Here is a 21,226-nt window from a genome sequence, read left to right as displayed (position 1 = left end):
AGCTGCTACCCACGCCCCGTCGGCCGCAGCACGATGTCCTGTGGATGGGCGTCGGCCGGGGTCTCGACGGCGTGCACGACGGCGGCCGCGACCGATTCCGGGCGCAGGAACTGCGAGGCGTCGTAGTCGCGACCCTCGATGGCGACCAGCTCGCGCTGCATGTCGGTGTCGATGCGTCCGGGGTAGACGGATGTGACCCGGAGCGTCGGCTCTTCGGCGCGTAGGGAGTCGGCGAGTGCGCGCAGGCCGAACTTGCTTGCCGCATAGGGCGCCCAGCGCGGCTTGGCCGACCGGCCGGCTCCGGAGTTCACGAAGACGACGTGCCCTTCTGCCTGCCGCAGCGCCGGCAGGAGGAGCCGCGTCAGTTCGGCGACCGCCACGAGGTTCACCTCGAGTACGTGATGCCATTCCTCGACGGGGGTGTCCGAGACGTGTTCGAGACTGCTGCCGACGCCGGCATTGTGGACCAGCACGTCGAGTTCGTTGATGGTCTCCACCGCGGCGGCAACCTCGTCGTAGTCGGTCAGTTCGACGGCGAAGGTGCTCGCGCCGTCGAGTTCGGTGGCGAGGTGGTCGAGTTCGGGTGAGGGACGGCCGCCCAGCAACAGGTCATGCGTGGGGGCCAGCTGTCGGGCGATCTGTGCGCCGAGGCCGCGACTGGCCCCGGTGATCAATGCGGTGGGCACTCTGCCAACCCTACTGCGGCGACCCGGATGCCGAAATCGTCATGCCCACCCTCCGTCGGCCCGGTGACGACGACCGAGGCGAGTGAGGACGCCGCGTATCGAGGCCGCCTCGATGAGCAGACGTGCGCGCCGGGGGGCACAATCGTCGGCGTGGCCAGGTACGGATTCACCCCAACGCAGCTGTCGGCACGTGCCGCTTATCTGCTGCGCGGCAACGACCTGGGCACCATGACCAGTGCGGCACCCAAGCTGTACCCGCACATGTGGAGCTGGGACGCCGCGTTCGTCACCGTCGGTCTCGCGCCGCTGTCCGTCGAGCGTGCGGTGATCGAGATGGACACCCTGCTGTCGGCCCAGTGGCGCAACGGCATGATCCCGCACATCGTGTTCGCCAACGGCCGTGACGGATACTTCCCCGGCCCGTCCCGCTGGGAGTGCGCACGACTGGCCGAGTGCGCCCCCGACTTCCCGGACACCTCGGGCATCACTCAGCCGCCGGTCCACGCGATCGCGGTGCAGCGCATTCTCGACCACTCCCGACGTCACGGTCGTACGACGCGGGCGGTGGCCAATGAGTTCATCGACCGCCGCTGGAGTTCGCTGGTGCGGTGGCATCGCTGGCTGGCCCACGCCCGGGATCCGATGGGACGCGGCCGGATCACCATCTTCCACGGCTGGGAATCCGGCATGGACAACTCGCCGCGCTGGGACTCTGCGTATGCGAATGTCGTTCCCGGACTAGACCTTCCGCCGTACCAGCGTGCCGATCTCGATCACGTCACCGACCTGTCGATGCGGCCCACCGACCTCGAGTACGACCGGTACATCTGGCTCGTCGAGCAGATGAAGCGTGCGAACTACGACGACGAGTTGTTGCCGAAGGTCATGAGTTTCGCCGTCGAGGACGTCTTCGTCAGCGCGATCTTCGCCGTCGCCTGCGACGTGCTCGCGACGATCGGCGAGGACTATTCCAAGCCGCTGGCCGACGTTCGCGATCTGCGCGCCTGGGCCGACCGGTTCCGTTCCGGCGTGGTCGCCGCGGCCAACGACCGTAACGGTGCCGCAAGGGATTTCGATCTGCGGGCGAACTCCTGGATCACCACCGAGACCATCGCCGCGTTCGCTCCGCTCATCTGCGGCGGGCTCCCCCGTGAGCGGGAACGCGCGCTGCTCCGGCTGTTCGAGGGCCCGCGCTTCTGCGGACATCCCGACCTTCGGTACGCCGTCCCACCGTCGACGTCGCCGATCTCGGCTGACTTCCGACCCCGCGAGTACTGGCGTGGTCCGGTGTGGCCGGTCATGACCTGGCTGTTCAGTTGGGCGTTCGCGCGTCGGGGCTGGACCGAGCGTTCGGCGCGGCTCCGCGAGGAGGGTCTGCGTCAGGCCACCGACGGCTCGTTCGCGGAGTACTACGAGCCCTTCACCGGCGAGCCTCTCGGCAGCATGCAGCAGAGCTGGACCGCGGCGTCGGTGCTGGACTGGCTCGACTGAGAGTGTCGTTCCGACTACCTGGGAGGTAGTGGCTTCCGCGCGTTCGGGGGCGGAGTCTGGAGTCATCGCAATCCGTCTCAGGAGGTGTCCGATGACCACGGAGAAGACCACTCACCGGAACCGGCGACCCCCACTGGGTGCGATGCCTACCGCCTCGACGCCGCGGTGGCTGGTGGCCGTGGCGCGATGCGACCGTGCGCTTTCGTCGTGGTTCATCGGGGCGGGCTTCTTCTTCGCGCCGATCCTGCTGATCCTCGACCCCTGGCCGATCGCGGTCGCCGTCGCCTGGACCGTGATCTCGCTGGCGGGACTGTGGCTCGGACTGCTCGGTGCGTTCATGGCCGCCGGACTCGCGCGCGTGTTGCGCGCCGGCGACGTGATCCCCGACGAGTTCTGGGTCGGGCTGCTCGACTATCGCCGTCAGTAGGCGCTGCGACTCTCGCTCACCCCCTCCGTTCCCGCTCACCCGATACGTTTGAGCGGGAACGGATTACGTGAGCCGATCTCACGCCGAACCTCCGACGAGGCTCCGCACCGCTTGACGTACGCCCCGTAGCACACCATTACAGAGCCGTCACACTCCGGAAACACACCACTTGTTTCATAACAGGGGACGGCGTCCACTACGAAGAGTCACCACGAACCCCCGGGTGGCACGAGGACGCCGACCACGTACCCGACGAGCGCATTCGCGCCCGAGTGAGACATGGAGGAGCATCGTGACGATCGAGAGTGCCAAGGCGTTGGAGTTCCGCGTGACCAGCGATGGTTTCAAGAATCTTCCGAAGATGCCGGAGGCGGAGTACCCGGGCACCGAGGGATTCATCGGTGACGTCTACGAGAACCCGGACGGCAGCCCGATGTGCAGCGGGTACTTCGAACTCCGCCACACCGACGAGCCGCTCTACTACGAATACGAGTACGACGAGATGAAGGTCGTTCTCGAGGGCGAGTTCCTCTTGGAGAACAAGGAAACCGGGCAGAAGACGGTCGCCAAGGCCAAGGACGCGATCTTCTTCCCGAAGGGATCGAAGATCTACTTCAGCACACCGGACTATGCGCTCGCCTTCTACACCGGTCTGCGCGACGCCACTCTCCTCTGATCGCTGACGATGTCGCAGATCACGTACTCCAGCGTGCCGGCGTGGGCACGACCTGGTGACCTGGTCGAGACGACGACCCCCACGCCGACCGGTAGTTCCTACCTGCTGGTCGGTGTCGGGGACGTCGCCGACGCACTGGGCCGCTGGGAAGCCGACCTCCCTCCGCTGGTCACCACTCGAATCCACGGCGACGCCGACACCGCCGCCGACCTGCTCGCCGGAGCGCTCGCCGAGGCCACCGTCGGGGTCCGGGTCTGGATCGTCGCCGACGCCGGTGCGGCACTGCGGTTGCGCGCCGTCGCCGTGAACGCCGGACTCGAGGACGACGAGATCGAAGTCATGACAACCGATTCCGACGGCCAGGCCGAGGCCGACGTGTTCTGTTCGCACTGCCGGTCGGTCACCCGCGTCCGAGCGGTGATCGATGACGTCATCCCGTGCGCCGGATGTCGTCGCGACCTGCTGGTGTACCACCACGTGTCCCGTCGAACGGGGCAGTACCTGGGCTTCATGGTCGACGCCGAGACCGCCCAACCCCTGTCCACCGGTGAGGAGGTCCAACTGTGAGCATCACCGTCGCAGCAGAACCCGATTCGGCCGGCGCCGCCGCCGAGTCGACGAGCCGCGTCGACCGGATGCCCACGATGCAGCTCGTCGTGACCGCGATCGACTCCACCGTCACCGGCATCCGCAGCATCACGCTCGCCGACCCCGACGGTCGGGCCCTCCCCGGCTTCGTCCCCGGCAGTCACCTGGTGGTCCACGCCGGCTCGAACACCAACGCCTACAGCTTGACCGGCGACGGCACCCATCCCACGAACTACTCGATCTCGGTCCTCGAGGTCGACGACGGCAACGGCGGGTCCCGCTGGCTGCACAACGAACTCGCTGTCGGCGACACGCTGACCGTCGGACTCCCCCGAAGCGCCTTCGCGCCGATCGCCCGCGCCCGCAAACACCTGCTGGTCGCCGGCGGGATCGGGATCACTCCCATGGTGTCCCACCTGCGCGCAGCCGTGCGCTGGGGCCGGGACGTGCAGTTGCTCTATGTCTTCCGTGAGGAAGCCGCGGCCCACCTGGCCGACGTCACGGCGCTCGCCCGGGCTCGCGCCGAACTGTTCACCGACCGTGTCTCGTTCACCGGGCGCCTCGACGAAGCGCTTCGTACCCAGCCGGTCGGCACCCACCTGTACGTCTGCGGACCGTCGTCCATGATCGATTCCGTCGTGGCGGCCGCCGCAGCAGCCGGATGGCCCGACTCCCGAATCCACTTCGAACGCTTCGGCATCGATGCACTCGACGCCGGTGACCCGTTCCGCGTCGAGCTCACCGAATCCGGCCGGAGCATCGATGTCCCGTCGGGGACGAGCATGCTCGCGGCCCTGGAAGAGGCGGGCGTCGAGGTCCCGAATCTGTGCCGTCAGGGCGTGTGCGGCGAATGTCGCATCCCCCTGTCCGGCGGATCACCCATCCACCGCGATCTCTACCTCAGCGCCGAGGAGAAGTCCGCCGGTGACGCCATCATGCCGTGCGTCTCGCGCGCCGCCGGCGGCTGCACCCTGGAGGTTCCCCTGTGACAAGCACACTCGACAACACAACCGCCGAGACCGCGGCCGACCTGGTCGCCGGCTTCCCGTTCCCGTTCCTCGAGGACCGGTACCGCTACAGCACCAACGTCGAACCGGCCGAGCAACCCGTCACGACGCCCGCGGGTCAGTGGGGCACCGCGGTCGTCGACATCGACTCCGAGTACCGCGCCGAACTCGACCAGCGTGCGGTGACCCTCGCCGCCGATCCGACCCGCCACGCCGTACTCCCCCACATGGTGCCCGCCGCGTGGGATGCGATGTTCACCCTCATGCGCGAACTCGACGCCGCGTACCCGGAGCAGATGCAGCTCCGCTCGACCGGACCCGACGAATGGTTGTGGCGCAACGACATCCTCGGCATCGAACAGCACTTCCGCTACGGCGACGCCACCACCCTGCCCGACGAACCACTGCGCTACATCACCTCTCAGGTCCAGGAGGACATCGCGCTCCTCGACCAGCGCAACGACCAGCTCTTCGTCGACGCCGGGGTGGTCACCTTCGCCGCCGACTGGAGCTTCGGCTTCGACGTCGGGATGAGCTTCCTCGAGATCCACGGGCCCGTCCCGCGGGTGCGCAAGGAAGGCGTCATCACCCGGGCGCACGAGTTCCTCAAGCGTCTTCAGCCGCACCAGCCCTACCGGCGGACCAACTGGACACTCACCATCGACCGCCGCCTCGATGTCTCGACCGAGATCTACCCCGAGTGGGGCCCCGACCGCGAGAGTATCCAGCTCGTCGACGACGCCGAGTTCGGACGCCGCGTCCACCTACGCGTGGAGGTGCAACATCTCATCCGGCTCCCGGATTCGGGAGCGGTCATGTTCCTGATCCGCACCTACATGCTGCCTCTGGAGCAGCTGGCCACCGTCGATCCGTGGCGGCGTCGTGCCGCCGAGGTCCTGGCCGAATTGCCCGAGGACATGGCCGATTACAAGGGCATCATCAAGTACCGGGACCGCGCCGCCCAGTGGTTGCGCGACGCCGCGCCCACTCCGCCGGCGCCGACCGGCCCGGGCCTGCCGGTCTGGCCGGCCACTCCCCCGGCGGTCGACACCACCGGGGCGGCCTTCCTCGTGGTCGCCGTCGGCGATCACGCCGAGACCGCACACGTGTCACGCAACTGGGTCGCGGCGGCCGAGGCCGTCGGAGCCACCCGGCTGCTCGTGCTCGACACGCTCACCGACGAGCAGGATCGTGCGTCCCTGCACGACGCCCTCGACGAAGCGCTCACCGGCACGCGCATTCTCATCACCGGCGGCCAGTACGACGTGATGACCGCGCTGGCCATCGCGCGCGAGGCCGGGGCCGTACCCGCCGAACTGTCCTCCCATGTCGTCCACCTCCGCGACCTGCCGCTCTACTGTGCGCACTGCCGCAACACCTTCCGCGTCGAGGGTCGTGCCGGCGGGACAGCCACCTGTCCCGGTTGCGCCCGCGATCTGGAGATCCACGAACACCATTCACCGACGATGGGCAGCTTCCTGGCATCGGCTGCGGGAGGTGATGCATGACGGCGGCAGCCATCCCCGCACACCTGCACCCGGGCTATGCGACGTCGACACGGCCCATGCGCGTCGTCGCCGTCCGGCAGCTGACCGCGGACATCACGCACTTCCGGTTCGCGCCGCTCGCCGACACCCCGCAGGTCCTGACGCCCTACCAGCCGGGCAGCCATCTCATCATCACCGCCGGTGAGCACCGCAACGCCTACTCGCTCGTCGACGACGGCATGTACCCCAACACCTACGGCATCTCGGTTCTACGACGCGGTGCCGGCGGGGGGTCGGACTGGTTGCACGACAACCTCTCCGAGGACGCCGTCGTCGAGGTGGAGGGGCCCCGGTCGATGTTCGCACCCGTCCTCGACCAGCGGGGAGCACTGCTGGTGGCCGGCGGTATCGGCGTCACACCGGTCCTGTCGCACGCACGGGCACTGGCACGCGAGGGGCTTCGCGCAGACATCGTCTACTCCTTCCGACCCGGCAGCGGAGCGCACCTCGACGATCTCCGTGCGCTCGCCGAGCAGCCGAACATCACCCTGCACGAGGTGTCCGGAGTCGAGGCCACGGCGGAACTGATCGCCGACAGGTTCCGGTCGCAGCCGCTGGGGACCCACGCCTACGCGTGCGGACCGGCAGCCCTGCTCGACACCTATCAAGAACTCGCTGCTCAGACCGGATGGCCCACGGCGCGAGTCCATCTCGAGAGATTCGCCGCGCCGGAGCAGGAGCCCGGTGACCCGTTCACCGTGACGCTGTCCTCGACCGGGGACCGGATCGACGTCCCGGCCGGGGTGTCCCTACTCCAACGACTACTCGACAGTGGTGTCGAGGTGCCCAACCTGTGCCGCCAGGGCGTGTGCGGCGAATGCCGAATCCCTGTGCGCGGAGGCATCATCGAGCATCGCGACCTCGTCCTGTCCGACGAGGAGAAGGCTCTCGGTGATGCGATGCTGTGCTGTGTATCCCGGGGGCAGAACATCGAGGTGGACCTGTGACCACAGAAGCGATCCCGACCGAATCCGCAGAGCTGTTCCTCAACCAGCCGGTGGATCATCTCGGTAATCTGCCGTGGCCGTTCCCGGACGACCTCGAGGAGTTCTCCTACAGCGTCAACGTCGAACCCGCCCGCATCCCCCGACGCACCCGTGGTGGTGAATGGGGTAGGCATCTGGTCGATCTCGGTGGCGCGGAGTACCCGGAGATGATGGCCGAACGCCGTCGGATTCTCGACAACGACCCCTCACGGGTGCGGGTCCGTGCCGGCATGGAGATCGCGTGCTGGGATCTGCTGCTCTACTACCTGCGCGATCTCAGCATCTCCTACCCCGGCCTCATGCACCTCGACGAACACGGCGACGGTCGGTTTCACTGGCGCAACGAGATCCTCGGCACCGACCAGGGATTCGTGCTCGGCGACCCCGAGTCCCTGCCCTACGGGCCGATGGAGTTCCTGGCGCGGGAGGTACCCGACGACCTCCTTCTCGTCACCGAACGCGACGGGCACCTGTACTTCGACGCCGGTGTGGTGACCTTTGCGGCGGCGTGGTCGGTGTCCTTCGATGTGGGCATGGACATGTACGAGATCCATGCCCCGGTCCCGCGCATGCTCCGCGAGGGCATCGTCGCCCGCGCCGAGCAGTTCCTGCGCAGGCTACCGGCAGATCAGGTGTACCGCAGGGTGAACTGGACTCTGTCGGCGTCGGATTCGCACAAGCTCGACGTCAGTCTCGAGGAGCTGCCGGCCTGGGCCGCTGACGTCCCGGGCATGGTCGCCGACGGCGATTTCGCCAGGGCACGCCTGCGAATCGAGCTGGAACACTTCGTCCGGTTGCCGATGTCGGGTGCCGTGACGTTCAATATCCGGACATTCATGGCCTCGCTGGAGGACGTGAAACGAATACCCGAGTGGGCCAGTCAGTTGGCGACCGTCATCGAGACACTCGGTGAGGACATCGCCGCCTACAAGGGATTCCTCGACTATCGCGACAGTGTCGTCGCATATCTACGCGGTCAATGACGCCCGTGAGCTGCTGGTGTAAGTAACCCGGACCTCAAGTCTCCGAACCGAAAGATCGCCCATGGAACCGATACTCGCGGCTAACGCCGACCTGGCCTGGATGCTGGCGGCCTTCGTCTTCGTCCTGTTGATGTTCCCCGGCCTCGCCTTCTTCTACGGCGGCATGGTCGGCTCTAAGAACGTCCTGAACATCATGTCGATGGTCATCTCGACCCTCGGCATCACCGCCGTGCTCTACGTCGTCATCGGCTACGGACTCGTGTCCGGGCCGTCGGTGGGCGGGTGGGGCCTCATCGGCAACCCGACCGACTTCATCGGCCTGACCAACTGGCTGACGGACGACGCCTCCGGTGCGACCCAGACGCTGTACTTCGCGGCGTGGTTCATCCTGTTCGCGGCCATCACCATCGCCATCGTGGCCAGTGGTGCCGCCGGCCGCATGAAGTTCTCCGGGTGGCTCGTCTTCGCACCGATCTGGCTGCTCGTGGTGTACTTCCCCGTGGCCCACTGGGTGTTCTCGGCCGATGTCGACGACAACTACAAGGGCGGCTTCCTGCTCAACAAGGTCGAGATCGTCGACTACGCCGGCGGAACCGCGGTCCACATGAACTCCGGTGTCGCAGCGCTCGCGCTGGCCGTCGTGCTCGGTGCCCGGAAGCGTCGCATGGAGCGACCGCACAACGTCCCGATGACCATGCTGGGCGGCGGCATCCTGTTCTTCGGCTGGTTCGGCTTCAACGGCAGCTGCGCGCTCGGCGCGAACTTCCTGGCCCAGTCGGTCATCCTCAACACGCTGCTCGCCGGGTCCGCGGGCATGATCGGCTTCGCGATCATCGAGAAGTGGCGTGAAGGCCATGTCACCTCGCTGGGCATCATCACCGGTGTGGTCGCAGGTCTGGTCGGCATCACCCCGGCAGCCAGCAGTATGGCCCCGCTCGGTGCACTCCTCGTCGGCATCTTCGCCGCCGCGGTCGTCGCCTTCCTGCTGAGCTTCAAGAGCAGGCTGAAGATCGACGAGACGCTCGACGCCTTCGCCGTTCACGGTATCGGCGGCATCGTCGGCACCCTCTGCATCGTCCTGTTCGCGACCGAGGCGGCGCCCGCTGGCGTCCAGGGCGTCCTGTTCGGTGGTCCGGTCGACATCATCTGGCGTGAACTCGCCGGTATCGCGATCACCTGCACCTACTCGTTCGTGATGACCTGGCTCATCGCGAAGGGCCTCGACAAGCTGATCGGGCTGCGCGTCGACGAGGAGACCGAGATGGTCGGCCTCGACACCGTCCTGCACGCCGAGACCGCTTACGAGATCCCCAGCGCGAGTGTGGGTCACCCGGGTGGCGGCCTCGCCTCCCTCTCGCCGGCGGCAGCTGCCGAATCGGTGGAGAGGTCGATGCCCGCCTCGACTCCACCCGCACAGGTCTGACCGCGCGGGGACAGTGAACAACGGCCCGGGGCCCACCGTGAGAACGGTGTGCCCCGGGCCTTTTTCGTCCCGTCACACGAGGCGCCGAAACGACACCGACCGCTCATCGGGCGGAAACAGCGGCGAAACAATCGATCGGTCTACTAACGGTAGACATTGATTCACGCGAGTGGACAACCCGACAAGCAACACCTACAGTCGACCCCGGAGCGCATCATGACCACCACCAACGCAGCCCCCGACACCAGTACCCTCGCCGAGCTGTGTGCGGCGACCGAAACCAAGTTCATCCTCGCCATGTTCGTCGACCTTCGCGGAAAGCCGTGCGCCAAGCTGGTTCCGGTCGAGGCGGTCGACGAACTCGCCACGGAGGGAGTAGGTTTCGCCGGCTACGCGGTCGGTGCCATCGGCCAGGAGCCAAAGGACCCCGACCTCATCGCGATCCCCGACGTCAGCTCCTTCCTCCCGATCCCGTTCATCAAGGAAGGCCTCGCCGTCGTCCAGTGCGATCCGCACGTCGAGGGCAAGCCGTGGCCGTTCGCCCCGCGCAACATCCTCAAGACCCTCATCGCACAGACCGCCGACGCCGGCTTCGAGCCCTGGGTGGGGGCCGAGGTCGAGTACTTCCTGCTCAAGCGTGCCGACGACGGTTCGCTCGTCACCGCCGATTCCGCAGACGACTCCGACCAGCCCTGCTACGACGTCCGTGGCCTCACCCGGATGTACGAACACCTCACCGCGGTGTCCACTGCCATGAACCAGTTGGGCTGGAGCAACTACGCCAACGACCACGAGGACGGCAACGGACAGTTCGAGCAGAACTTCAAGTACGCCGACGCGCTCACCACCGCGGACCGGGTCGTCACTCTCCGCTACCTCCTCTCGGCCATGGCCGCGGAGAAGGGCATGATCGCCACCTTCATGCCGAAGCCGTTCGCCGACCGCACCGGCTCCGGACTCCACTTCCACCTCTCGCTCACCAAGGGCGGCGAGCCGGTGTTCCCGCAGGTCAGCGAAGACGATCGCGGACTCGGCCTCTCCGACACCGCCTATGGGTTCATCGGCGGCATCCTCGAGCATGCGCCGGCGCTGCAGGCCGTCATCGCACCGACTGTCAACTCCTACAAGCGAACCGGCGCGACCGCCACCCGTTCGGGAGCGTCCTGGGCGCCGCGCAAGGCCACCTACGGCGGCAACGACCGGACCCACTACATCCGCGTTCCCGACGACCAGCGCGTGGAACTCCGCGGCGGTGACGGATCGGCTAACCCGTATCTGGCCACGGCCGCGCTGCTCGGTGCCGGCCTCGACGGCATCAAGCGAAGCCTCGACCCCGGCGCCGTCGGCGGAGCGCCCAGCCACATCGCCGAACTGCCCCTCACCCTGCTGCACGCGGTCGAGGCCTTCGAGGCCGACGCCGTCGTCGCGGGCGCGCTCGACGCCGCACTCCCCCAGGACTGGCCCGAAGACCAGGGCAAGGTGTCGACCTACTTCTCCGGCCTCAAGCGCGAGGAGTTCTTCAACTGGCACGCCGCGGTCTCCCCATGGGAAGTCGACCAGTACCTCACCGCCTTCTGACGCGGCCGACCCGGCCGCGCGGACCGAACCACAACCCCAACTCCCCTTCGACGTAAAGGATTCGACAATGTGCGGAATCGTCGGATTGCATCTGCGTAATCCCGATCTTCATCCCCGACTCGGCGCCATGCTCGCCGAGATGCTCGGCGAGATGCAGGATCGAGGTGCGGATTCGGCCGGTATCGCGGTCTACGGCAACCCCGAGTGGGCGCCGCCCGGCCACGGCTGCGTCTCGCTGCTTGAACTCGACGTCCTGCCCGACGAGGTCTCGTCGACCCTCGGTGCAGCACTCGGCGTATCCGTCGCCGCCCAGCTCGTCGACGCCACTCTGGTCGCGTCGGCCCCGGTCGGTGCCGAAGAACTTCTCGGCGCGGCCCGTGCCGCCTACCCGGACGCGCTCGTCGCCGGCTTCGGCTCGGATCTCACCGTCCTCAAGGGTGTCGGCGCGCCGCGTGACCTCACCGAATCCTGGGGGCTGGCAAACGCTTCCGGCTGGCAGGGCGTCGGCCACACCCGTATGGCCACGGAGTCGGCCGTGACCCCGTCGGGCGCACATCCGTACGCCGTCGGCCCGGAGCAGTGTCTCGTGCACAACGGCTCCTTCGCCAACCACGCCACCATCCGGCGCGAATTACGCGCCGAGGGAGTGGAATTCGACAGCGAGAACGACACCGAGGTCGGCGCACGCTTCGTCGCCCACCAGCTCGCCGCCGGCAGGGACGTCGAGACCGCGCTCAAAGAGGTGTGCGCCACCTTCGACGGCTTCTACACCCTGGTGGTCTCCAACCGGGACTCCTTCGCCGTCGTCCGTGATGCCATCGCCTGCAAGCCCGCCGTGATCGCCGAGACCGACGACTGGGTCGCGATCGCCAGTGAGTACCGCGCCCTCGCCAAGCTGCCCGGCGTCGAGAACGCCCGCATCTGGGAGCCCGAGCCGGAGGTGGTCTACGCATGGACGCGGTGACTCTCGAACAACCGGGGACACTCGGACAACCCGAGGCCCTCGGCCACTCCACCTACTCCCCCACCGGCACAGCGAAAGCGGAGACGATGAGCCCCAATCACCACTTCGACCTCGCGAACACCCCACTGCGAGAAATAAACTCGGCCCTTCACGGGGACATCTCCGGGGAGATCGTCATCGACAACCCGGCCGGCGCGCACAGCGTCGCGGCCGGCGTCAACGCCCCGGTCAAGATCACCGTCGACGGACACGTCGGCTACTACGCCGCCGGTATGAACCAGCAGGCCGAGGTCACCATCAACGGCAACGCCGGCACCGGTGTCGCCGAGAACATGATGAGCGGCAGCGTGATCGTCAAGGGCAACGCCTCGCAGTCGGCGGGTGCCACCGCGCACGGCGGGCTCCTCGTCGTCGAGGGCGACGCGGCCGCGCGCTGCGGGATCTCGATGAAGGGCGTCGACATCGTGATCGGCGGCAACGTCGGACACAACAGCGCGTTCATGGCGCAGGCCGGCCGCCTGGTCATCCGCGGCAACGCCGGCGACGGACTCGGCGACTCCATCTACGAGACCCGCATCTACGTCCGCGGCGAGGTCGCCTCCCTCGGTGCCGACTGCATCGCCAAGCCGATGCGCGAGGAGCACCTCGAGGAGCTCACCGGCCTGCTCAAGGCCGCCGGCTACGGCGACGACGACCTGACCGCCTACACCCGCTACGGATCGGCCCGCGAGCTCTACCACTTCAAGGTGGACAACGCCTCCGCGTACTGAGCCGTCCCTTCGCGCCACACCACCGAAAGAGACATCACCATGACCGAGAATCTCAGCGTCGAGCAGCGCGGACTCCGTGAATCCGCCACCTACGACCGCACCACCATCGCCGCCATCCAGCGGGCGGCCGAGACCGGTATCTACGACATCCGCGGCTGGGGCGCCAAGCGCAAGCTGCCGCACTTCGACGACCTGCTCTTCCTGGGTGCCTCGATGTCGCGTTACCCGCTCGAGGGTTACCGCGAACGCTGCGACACCGACGTCGTCCTGGGTGGCCGCAACGCGAAGTACCCGCTGCATCTGTCGACCCCGGTCACGATCGCGGGCATGAGTTTCGGCGCGCTGTCGGCCGGCGCCAAGGAGGCACTGGGTCGAGGGGCGTCGGAGGTCGGCACGTCGACCACCACAGGCGACGGCGGCATGACTCCGGAGGAACGCGGTCAGTCCAAGCACCTGGTCTACCAGTACCTGCCCTCGCGCTATGGCATGAACCCCGACGATCTGCGCAAGGCCGACGCCATCGAGGTGGTCCTCGGTCAGGGCGCCAAGCCGGGCGGCGGCGGAATGCTGCTGGGGCAGAAGATCTCCGAGCGCGTAGCGGGTATGCGCACGCTCCCCCAGGGCATCGACCAGCGCAGCGCCTGCCGGCATCCGGACTGGACCGGTCCCGATGACCTCGCCATCAAGATCAACGAGCTGCGCGAGATCACCGACTGGGAGAAGCCGATCTACGTCAAGGTCGGCGCCAGCCGAACCTACTACGACGTGAAGCTGGCCGTTCACTCCGGCGCCGACGTCGTCGTGGTCGACGGCATGCAGGGCGGTACCGCCGCCACTCAGGAAGTGTTCATCGAGCACGTCGGCATCCCCACCCTCGCCGCGATCCCGCAGGCGGTTCAGGCACTGCAGGAGTTGGGTGTCCACCGCCGGGCGGGAGTAGGGGCGGGCCGTGACGCAGTACAGCTGATCGTGTCCGGCGGCATCCGCAACGGTGCCGATGTCGCCAAGGCGATGGCCCTCGGCGCCGACGCGGTAGCCATCGGCACCGCCGCTCTGATCGCGTTGGGCGACAACGATCCCCGCTACGCCGAAGAGTACGAGGCGTTGGGTTCGGCGGCCGGTTACTACGACGACTTCCAGGACGGTCGTGACCCGGCCGGCATCAGCACGCAGGATCCGGAGCTCGCAGCGCGCTTCGACCCGGTGCTCGGGGGCAAGCGTCTCGCCAACTTCCTGCGGGTCATGACGATGGAGGCCCAGACCATCGCCCGTGCCTGCGGAAAGGCGCATCTCCAGCATCTCGAGCCCGAGGACCTCGTCGCCATCACGATCGAGGCCGCGGCGATGGCGCGGGTCCCGATGGCCGGCACCAACTGGATTCCGGGGAGTGGGCTGTGAGCGAGCAGGATTCGACCGCATCGGTCGTCATCATCGGCGGCGGACTCGAAGGCGCCGCAACCGCATGGGCACTCGGTCAGCGCGGCATCACCGATGTGGTGGTCTGCGAACGCGACACCGTCGGCGGCGGGATGACCGGCAAGTCGTCGGGCATCGTCCGCTGCCACTACGGCGTCAGTTCGCTCGCCGCGATGGCCGCGGTGGGACTCGAGGTCTTCGAGAAGGCCGAGGAGATCTTCGGGACCGACATCGGTTTCCGGCAGACCGGATATGTCGTCGGCGTCGGCGAGGCGAACCTCGAGAACCTGCGCAAAAGCCTTGCGGCGCAGCGTGAGGTGGGCGTGCAGACCGAGGAGATCGACGTCGCCGAGGTCGCCCGGATGTGGCCGACGGCCGATCTCGAGCCGTTTGCGGCGTTCGGCTGGGAGGAGCGCGGCGGTTACGGCGACGCCTACCAGACCGCTCAGGCCTTCGCCGCCGCCGCACGTGCCACCGGCATCAGGATCCGGCAGGGCACGACGGTCACCGAGCTCATCGTGGACGGGGACCGGGTCACCGGCGTCCGCCTGGGCGACGGGTCGACGATCTCCGCCGACACCGTCGTCGTCGCGACCGGTGTGTGGTCCAAGCCGTTCCTCGCGCCGCACGGCATCGATGTCCCGATCTCGGTCCATCGTGAACAGATCGTGATGATCCATCCCGGCGAGGATCTCGGCGCGGTGCCGGTGTTCTCCGACCTCGTGTCCCTGCAGTACGTCCGACCGGACGTGCGTGGCGAAATCCTGTTCGGCAACAGCGATCTCAAAGAGCTGCAGATCGCCGATCCGGACAGCTACAGCAACCGGGTCGACAGCGACTTCGTCGACCTGACCGTCGACAAGGTCGGCACCCGGTTCCCCGGCTTCACCGAACCGGCGATCACCAGCAGCTACGCCGGTTGCTACGACGTGACACCGGACTGGAATCCGATCATCTCGCGAGGACCGTTCGACGGCCTGGTGCTGGCGGTCGGTTTCAGTGGTCACGGGTTCAAGATCTCGCCGGCGGTGGGGCGGCTCGTCGCCGATCTGGTGGTCGACGGACGCAGTTCGGACCCCCGGATCCCCGAGTCGGACTTCCGTTTCTCCCGGTTCGCGGAGGGAGACCCGCTGAAGACGAGGTTCCCCTACGTGGGAGCAGGGGAGATGCGCTGAGCGTTCCGGAGCGGTGGGCGGGGGCAACCCGACGAGAGGACGCGAGAACATGTGTCAACTGACAGTGAACGAGCTGGCTCACTATGCTGGCGAGGTGACCGACGACCCTTTGATCCGGAACCAGTCTGGCATCGCACGGGAACGCCCCGTCGACCAGTCGGTCGAGGAACTCGAGCTCGAGACCGCGATCGCGCACAACGTGCGTCGGCTGCGTCGTCAGCAGGGATTGTCGGTGGGCGACATGGCGACCCGCGTCGGGATCTCCAAGGCGATGCTGTCGAAGATCGAGAACGCGCAGACCTCCTGCAGTCTCAGCACTCTGGCCCGCCTGGCCAACGGCTTCGACGTCTCGGTCACGTCGTTGTTCCGCGGTGCGGAGATGGAGCGGTCGGCCGTCTTCGTGAAGTCGGGGGAGGGCAACGAGATCGTCCGTGAGGGTTCGCGTGAGGGCCACGAGTACGAGTTGCTCGGATCGCTTCGCGGAGAACACAAACGGCTCGAGTGTTTGCTCGTGACGCTGACCGAGAAGTCGGTGACCCAGCCGCTGTTCCAGCACGCTGGTACCGAATTCCTGTATGTCCTCGAGGGCGTGATGGACTACGCGCACAGCCGTTCGGTGTACCGGATGCATCCCGGCGACGCGTTGCAGCTCGACGGAGAAGGCGCGCACGGGCCGGTCGAACTCGTCGAACTGCCCGTGCGCTTCCTGTCCGTCATCGCGTTCCCGGATTCAGCCGTCTGAGGCCACCCCGGCGGAGAGATCGAAACGTAGGAGATCGAAGTCGTAGCGGGAGGTCGGGACCACGTCGAGGTGTCGGTCCGCACCGAAACGTGCGACGCTGGTGAGCATCCGGGTCATTCGACGTTCCAGTTCGGCCTGGTCGCCGTTGCTGCCGTAGAAGGCGTGGATGTCGGAGACAGCCGCCATGGGGAACAGCTCCTCGACGATCGCGTCGACGGGCGGCGGGTCGTCGGTGAGTGGACGCTCGACGATGTTCTGGACGTAGCCGAACGTGGCCTGGGTGTCGATCGCGACCCGGGTGTGGTCCTCGAGCCAGCGTCGCAACCATTCGTCGCGGTCCAGTTCGACGGGGCGTCGTAGGAAAGCGATGTTCGACAGCGCGTTGATGCGCGTTCCGTCGGCAGGGAGCTCCGGGTCGAGGGGAGCGCGGGCGGTGACCTCCCACGCCGCCGGGCGCCCCTCGACGCTCTGGATCACCGCGGGAAGGACGGCGTCGACATCCTCGGCCCAGTACGTCACCACCGCGTCGATCGGCGGATCGAGCTCGTCGATCCGCATCGCGCCGGAGACCCGGTCGTCGGCGATGTTGAGCTGGACGCGCACGGCACCGGCTGCTGCACATCGTGTGACCAGACCGTCGGCACCGTCGCGCGTCAGCCCGCCGTCGCGCACCGCCACGATCACCTTCGAATACGTCATCAGGCGGACGGTACCGGGACGAACCGGTGTTCGGGTCAGAACTCCTCGACGCCGACCAGCGCGGCGGTGTCGTCGATCTCGTCGTCGTCGGTTGCCTTGATGAGGGCGACGGCGCCCAGCGCGGCGACGCAGTAGGCGGTCGCGAACCACCAGGGCGCGGCGTCGGAACCGAACCACTTGGCGAGGTACGCCACGAGCACCGCGGCGATCGCGGCCCCCATCCAGCGGAGGAAGCTGAAGCCCGCGCTGGACACCGAGCGCGGGGTGTCCGTCCCGCCGGAGGACATGGCAAGGTCGGTGAAGAGCGTGTTCAGTACACCGGACGGCAGGCCGGAGAGGACGACGGCGAGCCCGATGAGCCACACCTGATCGCTGACCGTGCCGATGCCGGCCAGCACCATGATCGAACCGTAGGCGAAGATCGCCACCAGCACACCGGCCTTCTCACCCAGGGCTTTCGCCAGCGCGGGTGCCACGAAGACACCCGCAAGCGCGGTGAGCAGACCCCACCCGAAGAAGATGAGACCGGCGTGGATCGGGCGGAGCCCCATCGCGATCGGCGCCCACGCGATGACGGTGAACAGTGCACCGGTGTAGAAGGCGGAACCGATGCCCGAGATCGTCAGGGCGCGATTGCGGAGGGCCTTCAGCGGATCGACGATCCGCACCCGGTCACGGGTGATGCGAGGTGAGTCGGCGGGGAGCATGACCGCGCACAGGATGGCACCGAAGAGCATGAGCAGTGCGGTTCCGCCGAACGGCGCGCGCCAGGTCCATTCGCCGAGTGTCGCCCCGAGCAACGGTCCGACCGCCAGACCGAGGCCGAGTGCGGCCTCGTACATCATGATCGCGCCCTGTCGGCCGCCCACGGCGGACGAGACGATGAATGCCAGTGCGGTCGCGAGGAACAGTGCGTTGCCGAGACCCCAGAGCACACGGAGGGCGATCAGTTGGTCGATGTCACCGGCGAAGGCGGACAGACCGGCGGCGACGACGATTAGCGAGAGTCCCACCGTGAGCGTGCGCTTGGGGCCGAAACGGTATGCGGCCCACCCAGTCAGGAGCATCGCCAGGCACTGCACACCCACATACACGCCGAACAGCAGGGTGACCTTTTCGGCCGGCGCCTCGAGCGCTTCGGCGATGCTGTGCAGGATCGGGTCCACGAGGCCGATGCCCATGAAGGCGATCGTGGCGGCGAAGGCGGTGATCCACACGGTACGGGGTTGCTCGCGGAACGTGGTGAGCAGTGACTTCTCCGATGTGGCGGTCCCGGTGGTCGGGGTGTTCTCGGTGACTGTCATGGGGTCCTTCTCGATCGCTGGCTGATGACGTGTCCGGCCCGCGGACGTCAGGTCGCGTTCGTCGGTTGCGTCGGGGTCTCGTCGAGTCGGTCGCGCAGTGCCTGGAGAGCCGGGCCGGCGGCGGCGAGAGCGGCCCGGTCTTCGTCGTTCAGTGCGGCGAGCGCACTGGTGAGGACGACGTCGCGCTCCTCGCGGATCTGCGACACGAGGGCGCGGCCGTGGTCGGTCAACCCGACCAGGACCGCGCGTCGATCCTCCGGGTCGGGTCTGCGTTCGACGAGCTCGTGTCTGGTGAGGCCGTCGATCACCGACGTCGCTGTCGGCATACGGATGGACTCGCGATCGGCGAGTTCACCCATCCGCATCCACCCGTCGTCGGCGAGGACGTTGAGGGCCGAGGTCTGCGCCGCGGTGAGCTCGACCCTTGGTGCGCGTCGGCGAAGCGCCAGGTAGAGCCTGGTGATCGTCGGACGCAGCGTCAGGGCGAGCTGCGCGGGATCGGAAGCGGACACGTTTAGAAACTCTAATACTTAGAGTTTCGAAGTAACATCTCGTCAGGGTGTGACGCTGCTGACACGCGCGTCAGACGCCGATCGGGCTCCCACCGTCGCGCCAGACCGCGACCACCGACGGCCGCGGTTGGGAGTTCCCGCCGTCGGGCCAGTGCGATGCCGGATTGTCCGCGGAATGGTCGTCGAGTTCTCCGGGATGCTGCACCGCGATCAGGATGCGGCTGCTGTCGATGACCGGACCGCACGTCTCGGCGCCCTTGGGGACGGTCAGGAACTGCTTGGTCTCGCCCCGACGGTCCCCGTCGAGCGCGACCGCGAACAGGCCGTCGTTGGAGTCGAGGGCGTTGCCGTCGGTGGAGATCCACAGGTTGCCGTGCGGGTCGAAGGCGACGTTGTCGGGGCAGGAGATCGGGCTGACCCGGGTCTTGTCGAAACCGCCGTAGTAGGTGTCGGCGGCGGCGGGGTCGCCGCAGACGAGCAGCAGTTCCCAGGTGAACTCCGTGCCGGTGTGGTCGTCGGTGATCTCGAGGATCTGACCGTTCTTGTTCTCGTTGCGGGGGTTGACGAGATCGGCGGCGGCCTTGCCGTCGGTGCCGCGGTCGCTGTTGTTGGTGAGGGCGCAGTACACCTTGCCGGTCTTCGGGTTCGGTTCGATGTCCTCGGGACGGTCCATCTTGGTGGCACCGGCGGCGTCGGCCGCCTCGCGGGTGAACACCGCGACCTCGGCCGGTGACATGCCGGTGATGTACGAACGGGCCGTGCCGTCGGCATTGACGGTGAGCAGGGGCTTCCACGACCCCTTGCCCGCGAACTTGCCTGCCGCAGGCAGTGCGCCGGAACCGTCGACGGGTTCGCCGGTGAACGTCGCGACGTACAGGGTCCCCTCGTCGAGAATGCGCATGTTGTGTTCGCGCGCGGTCCTCGACAGTCCGCTCTTGATCCTTCGACTCGACACGAACTTGTAGATGTACTCGAACTTCTCGTCGTCACCGCTGTAGGCGACCACGGTGCCCTCGCCGGGACCACTGCCGACGACGTAGATGTTGGCCGACTCGTGCTTGAACCGCCCCATTGAACTGTGTTTGACGGGAACGGCTTTCGGATCGTGTGGATCGACTTCGACGATGTAGCCGAAGCGGTTGGCCTCGTTGGGCTCGACGGCCAGGTCGAAGCGTTTGTCGAAGCGACCCCAGTGGTGTTCGTCGGCGTCGTCCTCGAAGGTGTAGCGCGCGAGACGTCCGGCCGTCTTCGGGTCGGTCACCGTGCTCGCGTTGCCGAAGTAACCGTTGAAGTTCTCTTCGCCCGAGAGCATGGTGCCCCACGGGGTGAGCCCGCCGGAGCAGTTGGCGATCGTACCCAGGACGGTGGTGCCGGCGGGATCGGCGCTCGTCTTCACGAACTCGGTGCCTGCGGCGGGACCGGTCAGGCGGAACGGACTCGACGCGGTGAGGCGCTGGTTACGCGGTCCGACAACGGTTGTGAGCGCGCCGGAACCGGGCTGGGCGGCCACCTCGACCACGGCGATGCCGACGGAGGCCATCGCGATGCGGGCCTGCTGTTCGGTGGGTTGCCCGTCCTGGTATCCCGTGAACATGAACGGTTCGGTGGGGTACTCCAGATTGGCGACGAGGTAGAAGTGGTCGGGCACGCCGTCGACCGGGATGAGCCCGGCGAAGTCGTTGTTGAAGCCGAACTGCCCGGCCTGGGCCTCGGGGGTCTGATTGGCGAAGTCGAACTCCGGGGCGCCGGGCAGGACGGGGTCGCCCCAGCGGATGACCACCTCCTGCCGATATCCGTCGGGGATCACCACCGCGTCTTCGGTGTTGGCCGGGACGGCCGCGAACTTCATGCCCGGCAGCGCATCTCCGGTGGCAGATCCGGTCGTCGAGGTGCCGTTTCCCGAGCCGCTCTCGCCGCAGGCCGCGAGCACCGATGCCGCTCCGCCCGCGACGGCCGTACCCGCCGACGTCTTGAGGACGCTCCGCCGCGAGACCGCGGTACGCACGACGTCGCGGAAGTACGCGTTGTCGCTGCGGTTTCCGGGATCGTGACGGCAGGCATCGCCGCATTTGTAGCGACACGTCACCTGGGCGCGAGAGGAACGGCCGGCGTCGTGACCGGTGGAGGTGAACAGCGGCAACTGGATTCGCACTCGCAGGACGCTAGGCGGCGCGAGCGAACCGGTGGAGACCCGGATGTGAACGGGAACCCAACGTGCGGTGGCCGTCCGCCGGCCGAGCTCTGTCGAAGCC

The 21,226-nt window shown here is 67.4% G+C and carries 20 protein-coding genes; 15 read left to right on the top strand and 5 right to left on the bottom strand.

What is annotated here, in order from left to right; translation table 11 throughout:
* Nucleotides 1-5: 5 nt before the first annotated feature.
* Nucleotides 6-686: an SDR family oxidoreductase gene (locus GKZ92_RS22540; protein ID WP_155225660.1), complete on the bottom strand. Its 681-nt coding sequence runs from the start codon at nucleotides 684-686 to the stop codon at nucleotides 6-8.
* Nucleotides 687-836: 150 nt separating this feature from the next.
* Between GKZ92_RS22540 and ggh the strand changes: the two genes are divergently transcribed.
* The 15 genes from ggh to GKZ92_RS22465 all read left to right on the top strand — a co-directional run bounded on the left by ggh (nucleotide 837) and on the right by GKZ92_RS22465 (nucleotide 16,459).
* Nucleotides 837-2,177 carry a glucosylglycerate hydrolase gene (gene ggh / locus GKZ92_RS22535; protein ID WP_006361121.1) on the top strand — a complete coding sequence of 447 codons (1,341 nt, stop codon included), beginning with the start codon at nucleotides 837-839 and terminating at the stop codon, nucleotides 2,175-2,177.
* A gap of 91 nt (nucleotides 2,178-2,268) precedes the next feature.
* Nucleotides 2,269-2,604 (top strand): hypothetical protein, encoded by a 336-nt coding sequence (locus tag GKZ92_RS22530; protein ID WP_035753930.1) that lies wholly within the window; start codon nucleotides 2,269-2,271, stop codon nucleotides 2,602-2,604.
* Between the two features lie 292 nt (nucleotides 2,605-2,896).
* A complete protein-coding gene (locus tag GKZ92_RS22525; RefSeq protein WP_006361119.1) occupies nucleotides 2,897-3,280 on the top strand; it encodes a cupin domain-containing protein in 384 nt (127 codons plus the stop codon).
* 9 nt (nucleotides 3,281-3,289) lie between these two features.
* Complete coding sequence (locus GKZ92_RS22520) at nucleotides 3,290-3,847, top strand: dimethylamine monooxygenase subunit DmmA family protein (protein ID WP_035753932.1); 558 nt, start codon at nucleotides 3,290-3,292, stop codon at nucleotides 3,845-3,847.
* Nucleotides 3,844-4,857 carry a PDR/VanB family oxidoreductase gene (locus GKZ92_RS22515; RefSeq protein ID WP_155225659.1) on the top strand — a complete coding sequence of 338 codons (1,014 nt, stop codon included), beginning with the start codon at nucleotides 3,844-3,846 and terminating at the stop codon, nucleotides 4,855-4,857. Before GKZ92_RS22520 ends, GKZ92_RS22515 begins: the two co-directional genes overlap by 4 nt.
* On the top strand, nucleotides 4,854-6,383 hold the full coding sequence (locus GKZ92_RS22510) for a heme-dependent oxidative N-demethylase family protein (RefSeq protein WP_155225658.1): 1,530 nt from the start codon (nucleotides 4,854-4,856) through the stop codon (nucleotides 6,381-6,383). Before GKZ92_RS22515 ends, GKZ92_RS22510 begins: the two co-directional genes overlap by 4 nt.
* Entirely contained in the window at nucleotides 6,380-7,369 is a 990-nt protein-coding gene (locus GKZ92_RS22505; RefSeq protein ID WP_155225657.1) for a PDR/VanB family oxidoreductase, read from the top strand. The genes GKZ92_RS22510 and GKZ92_RS22505 overlap by 4 nt, the downstream gene beginning before the upstream one ends.
* Nucleotides 7,366-8,391, top strand: coding sequence for a heme-dependent oxidative N-demethylase family protein (locus GKZ92_RS22500; protein ID WP_006361114.1), 1,026 nt, complete (start codon nucleotides 7,366-7,368; stop codon nucleotides 8,389-8,391). Before GKZ92_RS22505 ends, GKZ92_RS22500 begins: the two co-directional genes overlap by 4 nt.
* A gap of 61 nt (nucleotides 8,392-8,452) precedes the next feature.
* Complete coding sequence (locus tag GKZ92_RS22495) at nucleotides 8,453-9,814, top strand: ammonium transporter (protein WP_075862919.1); 1,362 nt, start codon at nucleotides 8,453-8,455, stop codon at nucleotides 9,812-9,814.
* A gap of 216 nt (nucleotides 9,815-10,030) precedes the next feature.
* Complete coding sequence (gene glnT / locus GKZ92_RS22490; protein WP_155225656.1) at nucleotides 10,031-11,392, top strand: type III glutamate--ammonia ligase; 1,362 nt, start codon at nucleotides 10,031-10,033, stop codon at nucleotides 11,390-11,392.
* A 67-nt stretch (nucleotides 11,393-11,459) separates the two neighbouring features.
* The gene (locus tag GKZ92_RS22485; protein WP_006361111.1) at nucleotides 11,460-12,356 is read left to right on the top strand and encodes a glutamine amidotransferase; all 897 of its coding nucleotides are present in this window, start codon (nucleotides 11,460-11,462) and stop codon (nucleotides 12,354-12,356) included.
* Nucleotides 12,344-13,126, top strand: coding sequence for a protein glxC (locus tag GKZ92_RS22480; RefSeq protein ID WP_155225655.1), 783 nt, complete (start codon nucleotides 12,344-12,346; stop codon nucleotides 13,124-13,126). Before GKZ92_RS22485 ends, GKZ92_RS22480 begins: the two co-directional genes overlap by 13 nt.
* A 39-nt stretch (nucleotides 13,127-13,165) precedes the next feature.
* Nucleotides 13,166-14,524, top strand: coding sequence for an FMN-binding glutamate synthase family protein (locus tag GKZ92_RS22475; protein ID WP_042376065.1), 1,359 nt, complete (start codon nucleotides 13,166-13,168; stop codon nucleotides 14,522-14,524).
* Nucleotides 14,521-15,717 (top strand): NAD(P)/FAD-dependent oxidoreductase, encoded by a 1,197-nt coding sequence (locus tag GKZ92_RS22470; RefSeq protein WP_155225654.1) that lies wholly within the window; start codon nucleotides 14,521-14,523, stop codon nucleotides 15,715-15,717. The genes GKZ92_RS22475 and GKZ92_RS22470 overlap by 4 nt, the downstream gene beginning before the upstream one ends.
* A gap of 49 nt (nucleotides 15,718-15,766) precedes the next feature.
* Nucleotides 15,767-16,459: a helix-turn-helix domain-containing protein gene (locus tag GKZ92_RS22465; protein ID WP_155225653.1), complete on the top strand. Its 693-nt coding sequence runs from the start codon at nucleotides 15,767-15,769 to the stop codon at nucleotides 16,457-16,459.
* Here the strand turns inward: GKZ92_RS22465 and GKZ92_RS22460 are convergent.
* The 4 genes from GKZ92_RS22460 to GKZ92_RS22445 all read right to left on the bottom strand — a co-directional run bounded on the left by GKZ92_RS22460 (nucleotide 16,448) and on the right by GKZ92_RS22445 (nucleotide 21,126).
* A complete protein-coding gene (locus GKZ92_RS22460; RefSeq protein WP_155225652.1) occupies nucleotides 16,448-17,158 on the bottom strand; it encodes an EthD domain-containing protein in 711 nt (236 codons plus the stop codon). The genes GKZ92_RS22465 and GKZ92_RS22460 overlap by 12 nt on opposite strands.
* A 35-nt stretch (nucleotides 17,159-17,193) precedes the next feature.
* Nucleotides 17,194-18,462, bottom strand: coding sequence for an MFS transporter (locus tag GKZ92_RS22455; RefSeq protein ID WP_155225651.1), 1,269 nt, complete (start codon nucleotides 18,460-18,462; stop codon nucleotides 17,194-17,196).
* A gap of 47 nt (nucleotides 18,463-18,509) precedes the next feature.
* On the bottom strand, nucleotides 18,510-18,974 hold the full coding sequence (locus GKZ92_RS22450) for a MarR family winged helix-turn-helix transcriptional regulator (RefSeq protein ID WP_035753943.1): 465 nt from the start codon (nucleotides 18,972-18,974) through the stop codon (nucleotides 18,510-18,512).
* A gap of 70 nt (nucleotides 18,975-19,044) precedes the next feature.
* Entirely contained in the window at nucleotides 19,045-21,126 is a 2,082-nt protein-coding gene (locus GKZ92_RS22445) for a PhoX family protein (protein WP_155225650.1), read from the bottom strand.
* Nucleotides 21,127-21,226 lie beyond the last annotated feature (100 nt).

The organism is Gordonia sp. 135 (assembly GCF_009720185.1).
In the GTDB taxonomy this organism is placed as follows: Bacteria; Actinomycetota; Actinomycetes; order Mycobacteriales; family Mycobacteriaceae; genus Gordonia; species Gordonia alkanivorans.
The sequence above is the reverse complement of the archived record's forward strand: the minus strand, read 5'-3'. Positions and strand labels throughout refer to the sequence as shown.

Excerpts from the sequence above, each read along its gene's own strand:
- GKZ92_RS22530 (WP_035753930.1), top strand. The coding sequence starts at position 2,269 with ATGACCACGGAGAAGACCACTCACCGGAACCGGCGACCCCCACTGGGT.
- GKZ92_RS22520 (WP_035753932.1), top strand. The coding sequence starts at position 3,290 with ATGTCGCAGATCACGTACTCCAGCGTGCCGGCGTGGGCACGACCTGGT.
- GKZ92_RS22505 (WP_155225657.1), top strand. The coding sequence starts at position 6,380 with ATGACGGCGGCAGCCATCCCCGCACACCTGCACCCGGGCTATGCGACG.
- GKZ92_RS22495 (WP_075862919.1), top strand. The coding sequence starts at position 8,453 with ATGGAACCGATACTCGCGGCTAACGCCGACCTGGCCTGGATGCTGGCG.
- glnT (WP_155225656.1), top strand. The coding sequence starts at position 10,031 with ATGACCACCACCAACGCAGCCCCCGACACCAGTACCCTCGCCGAGCTG.
- GKZ92_RS22485 (WP_006361111.1), top strand. The coding sequence starts at position 11,460 with ATGTGCGGAATCGTCGGATTGCATCTGCGTAATCCCGATCTTCATCCC.
- GKZ92_RS22480 (WP_155225655.1), top strand. The coding sequence starts at position 12,344 with ATGGACGCGGTGACTCTCGAACAACCGGGGACACTCGGACAACCCGAG.
- GKZ92_RS22475 (WP_042376065.1), top strand. The coding sequence starts at position 13,166 with ATGACCGAGAATCTCAGCGTCGAGCAGCGCGGACTCCGTGAATCCGCC.
- GKZ92_RS22465 (WP_155225653.1), top strand. The coding sequence starts at position 15,767 with ATGTGTCAACTGACAGTGAACGAGCTGGCTCACTATGCTGGCGAGGTG.
- GKZ92_RS22460 (WP_155225652.1), bottom strand. The coding sequence starts at position 17,158 with ATGACGTATTCGAAGGTGATCGTGGCGGTGCGCGACGGCGGGCTGACG.
- GKZ92_RS22455 (WP_155225651.1), bottom strand. The coding sequence starts at position 18,462 with ATGACAGTCACCGAGAACACCCCGACCACCGGGACCGCCACATCGGAG.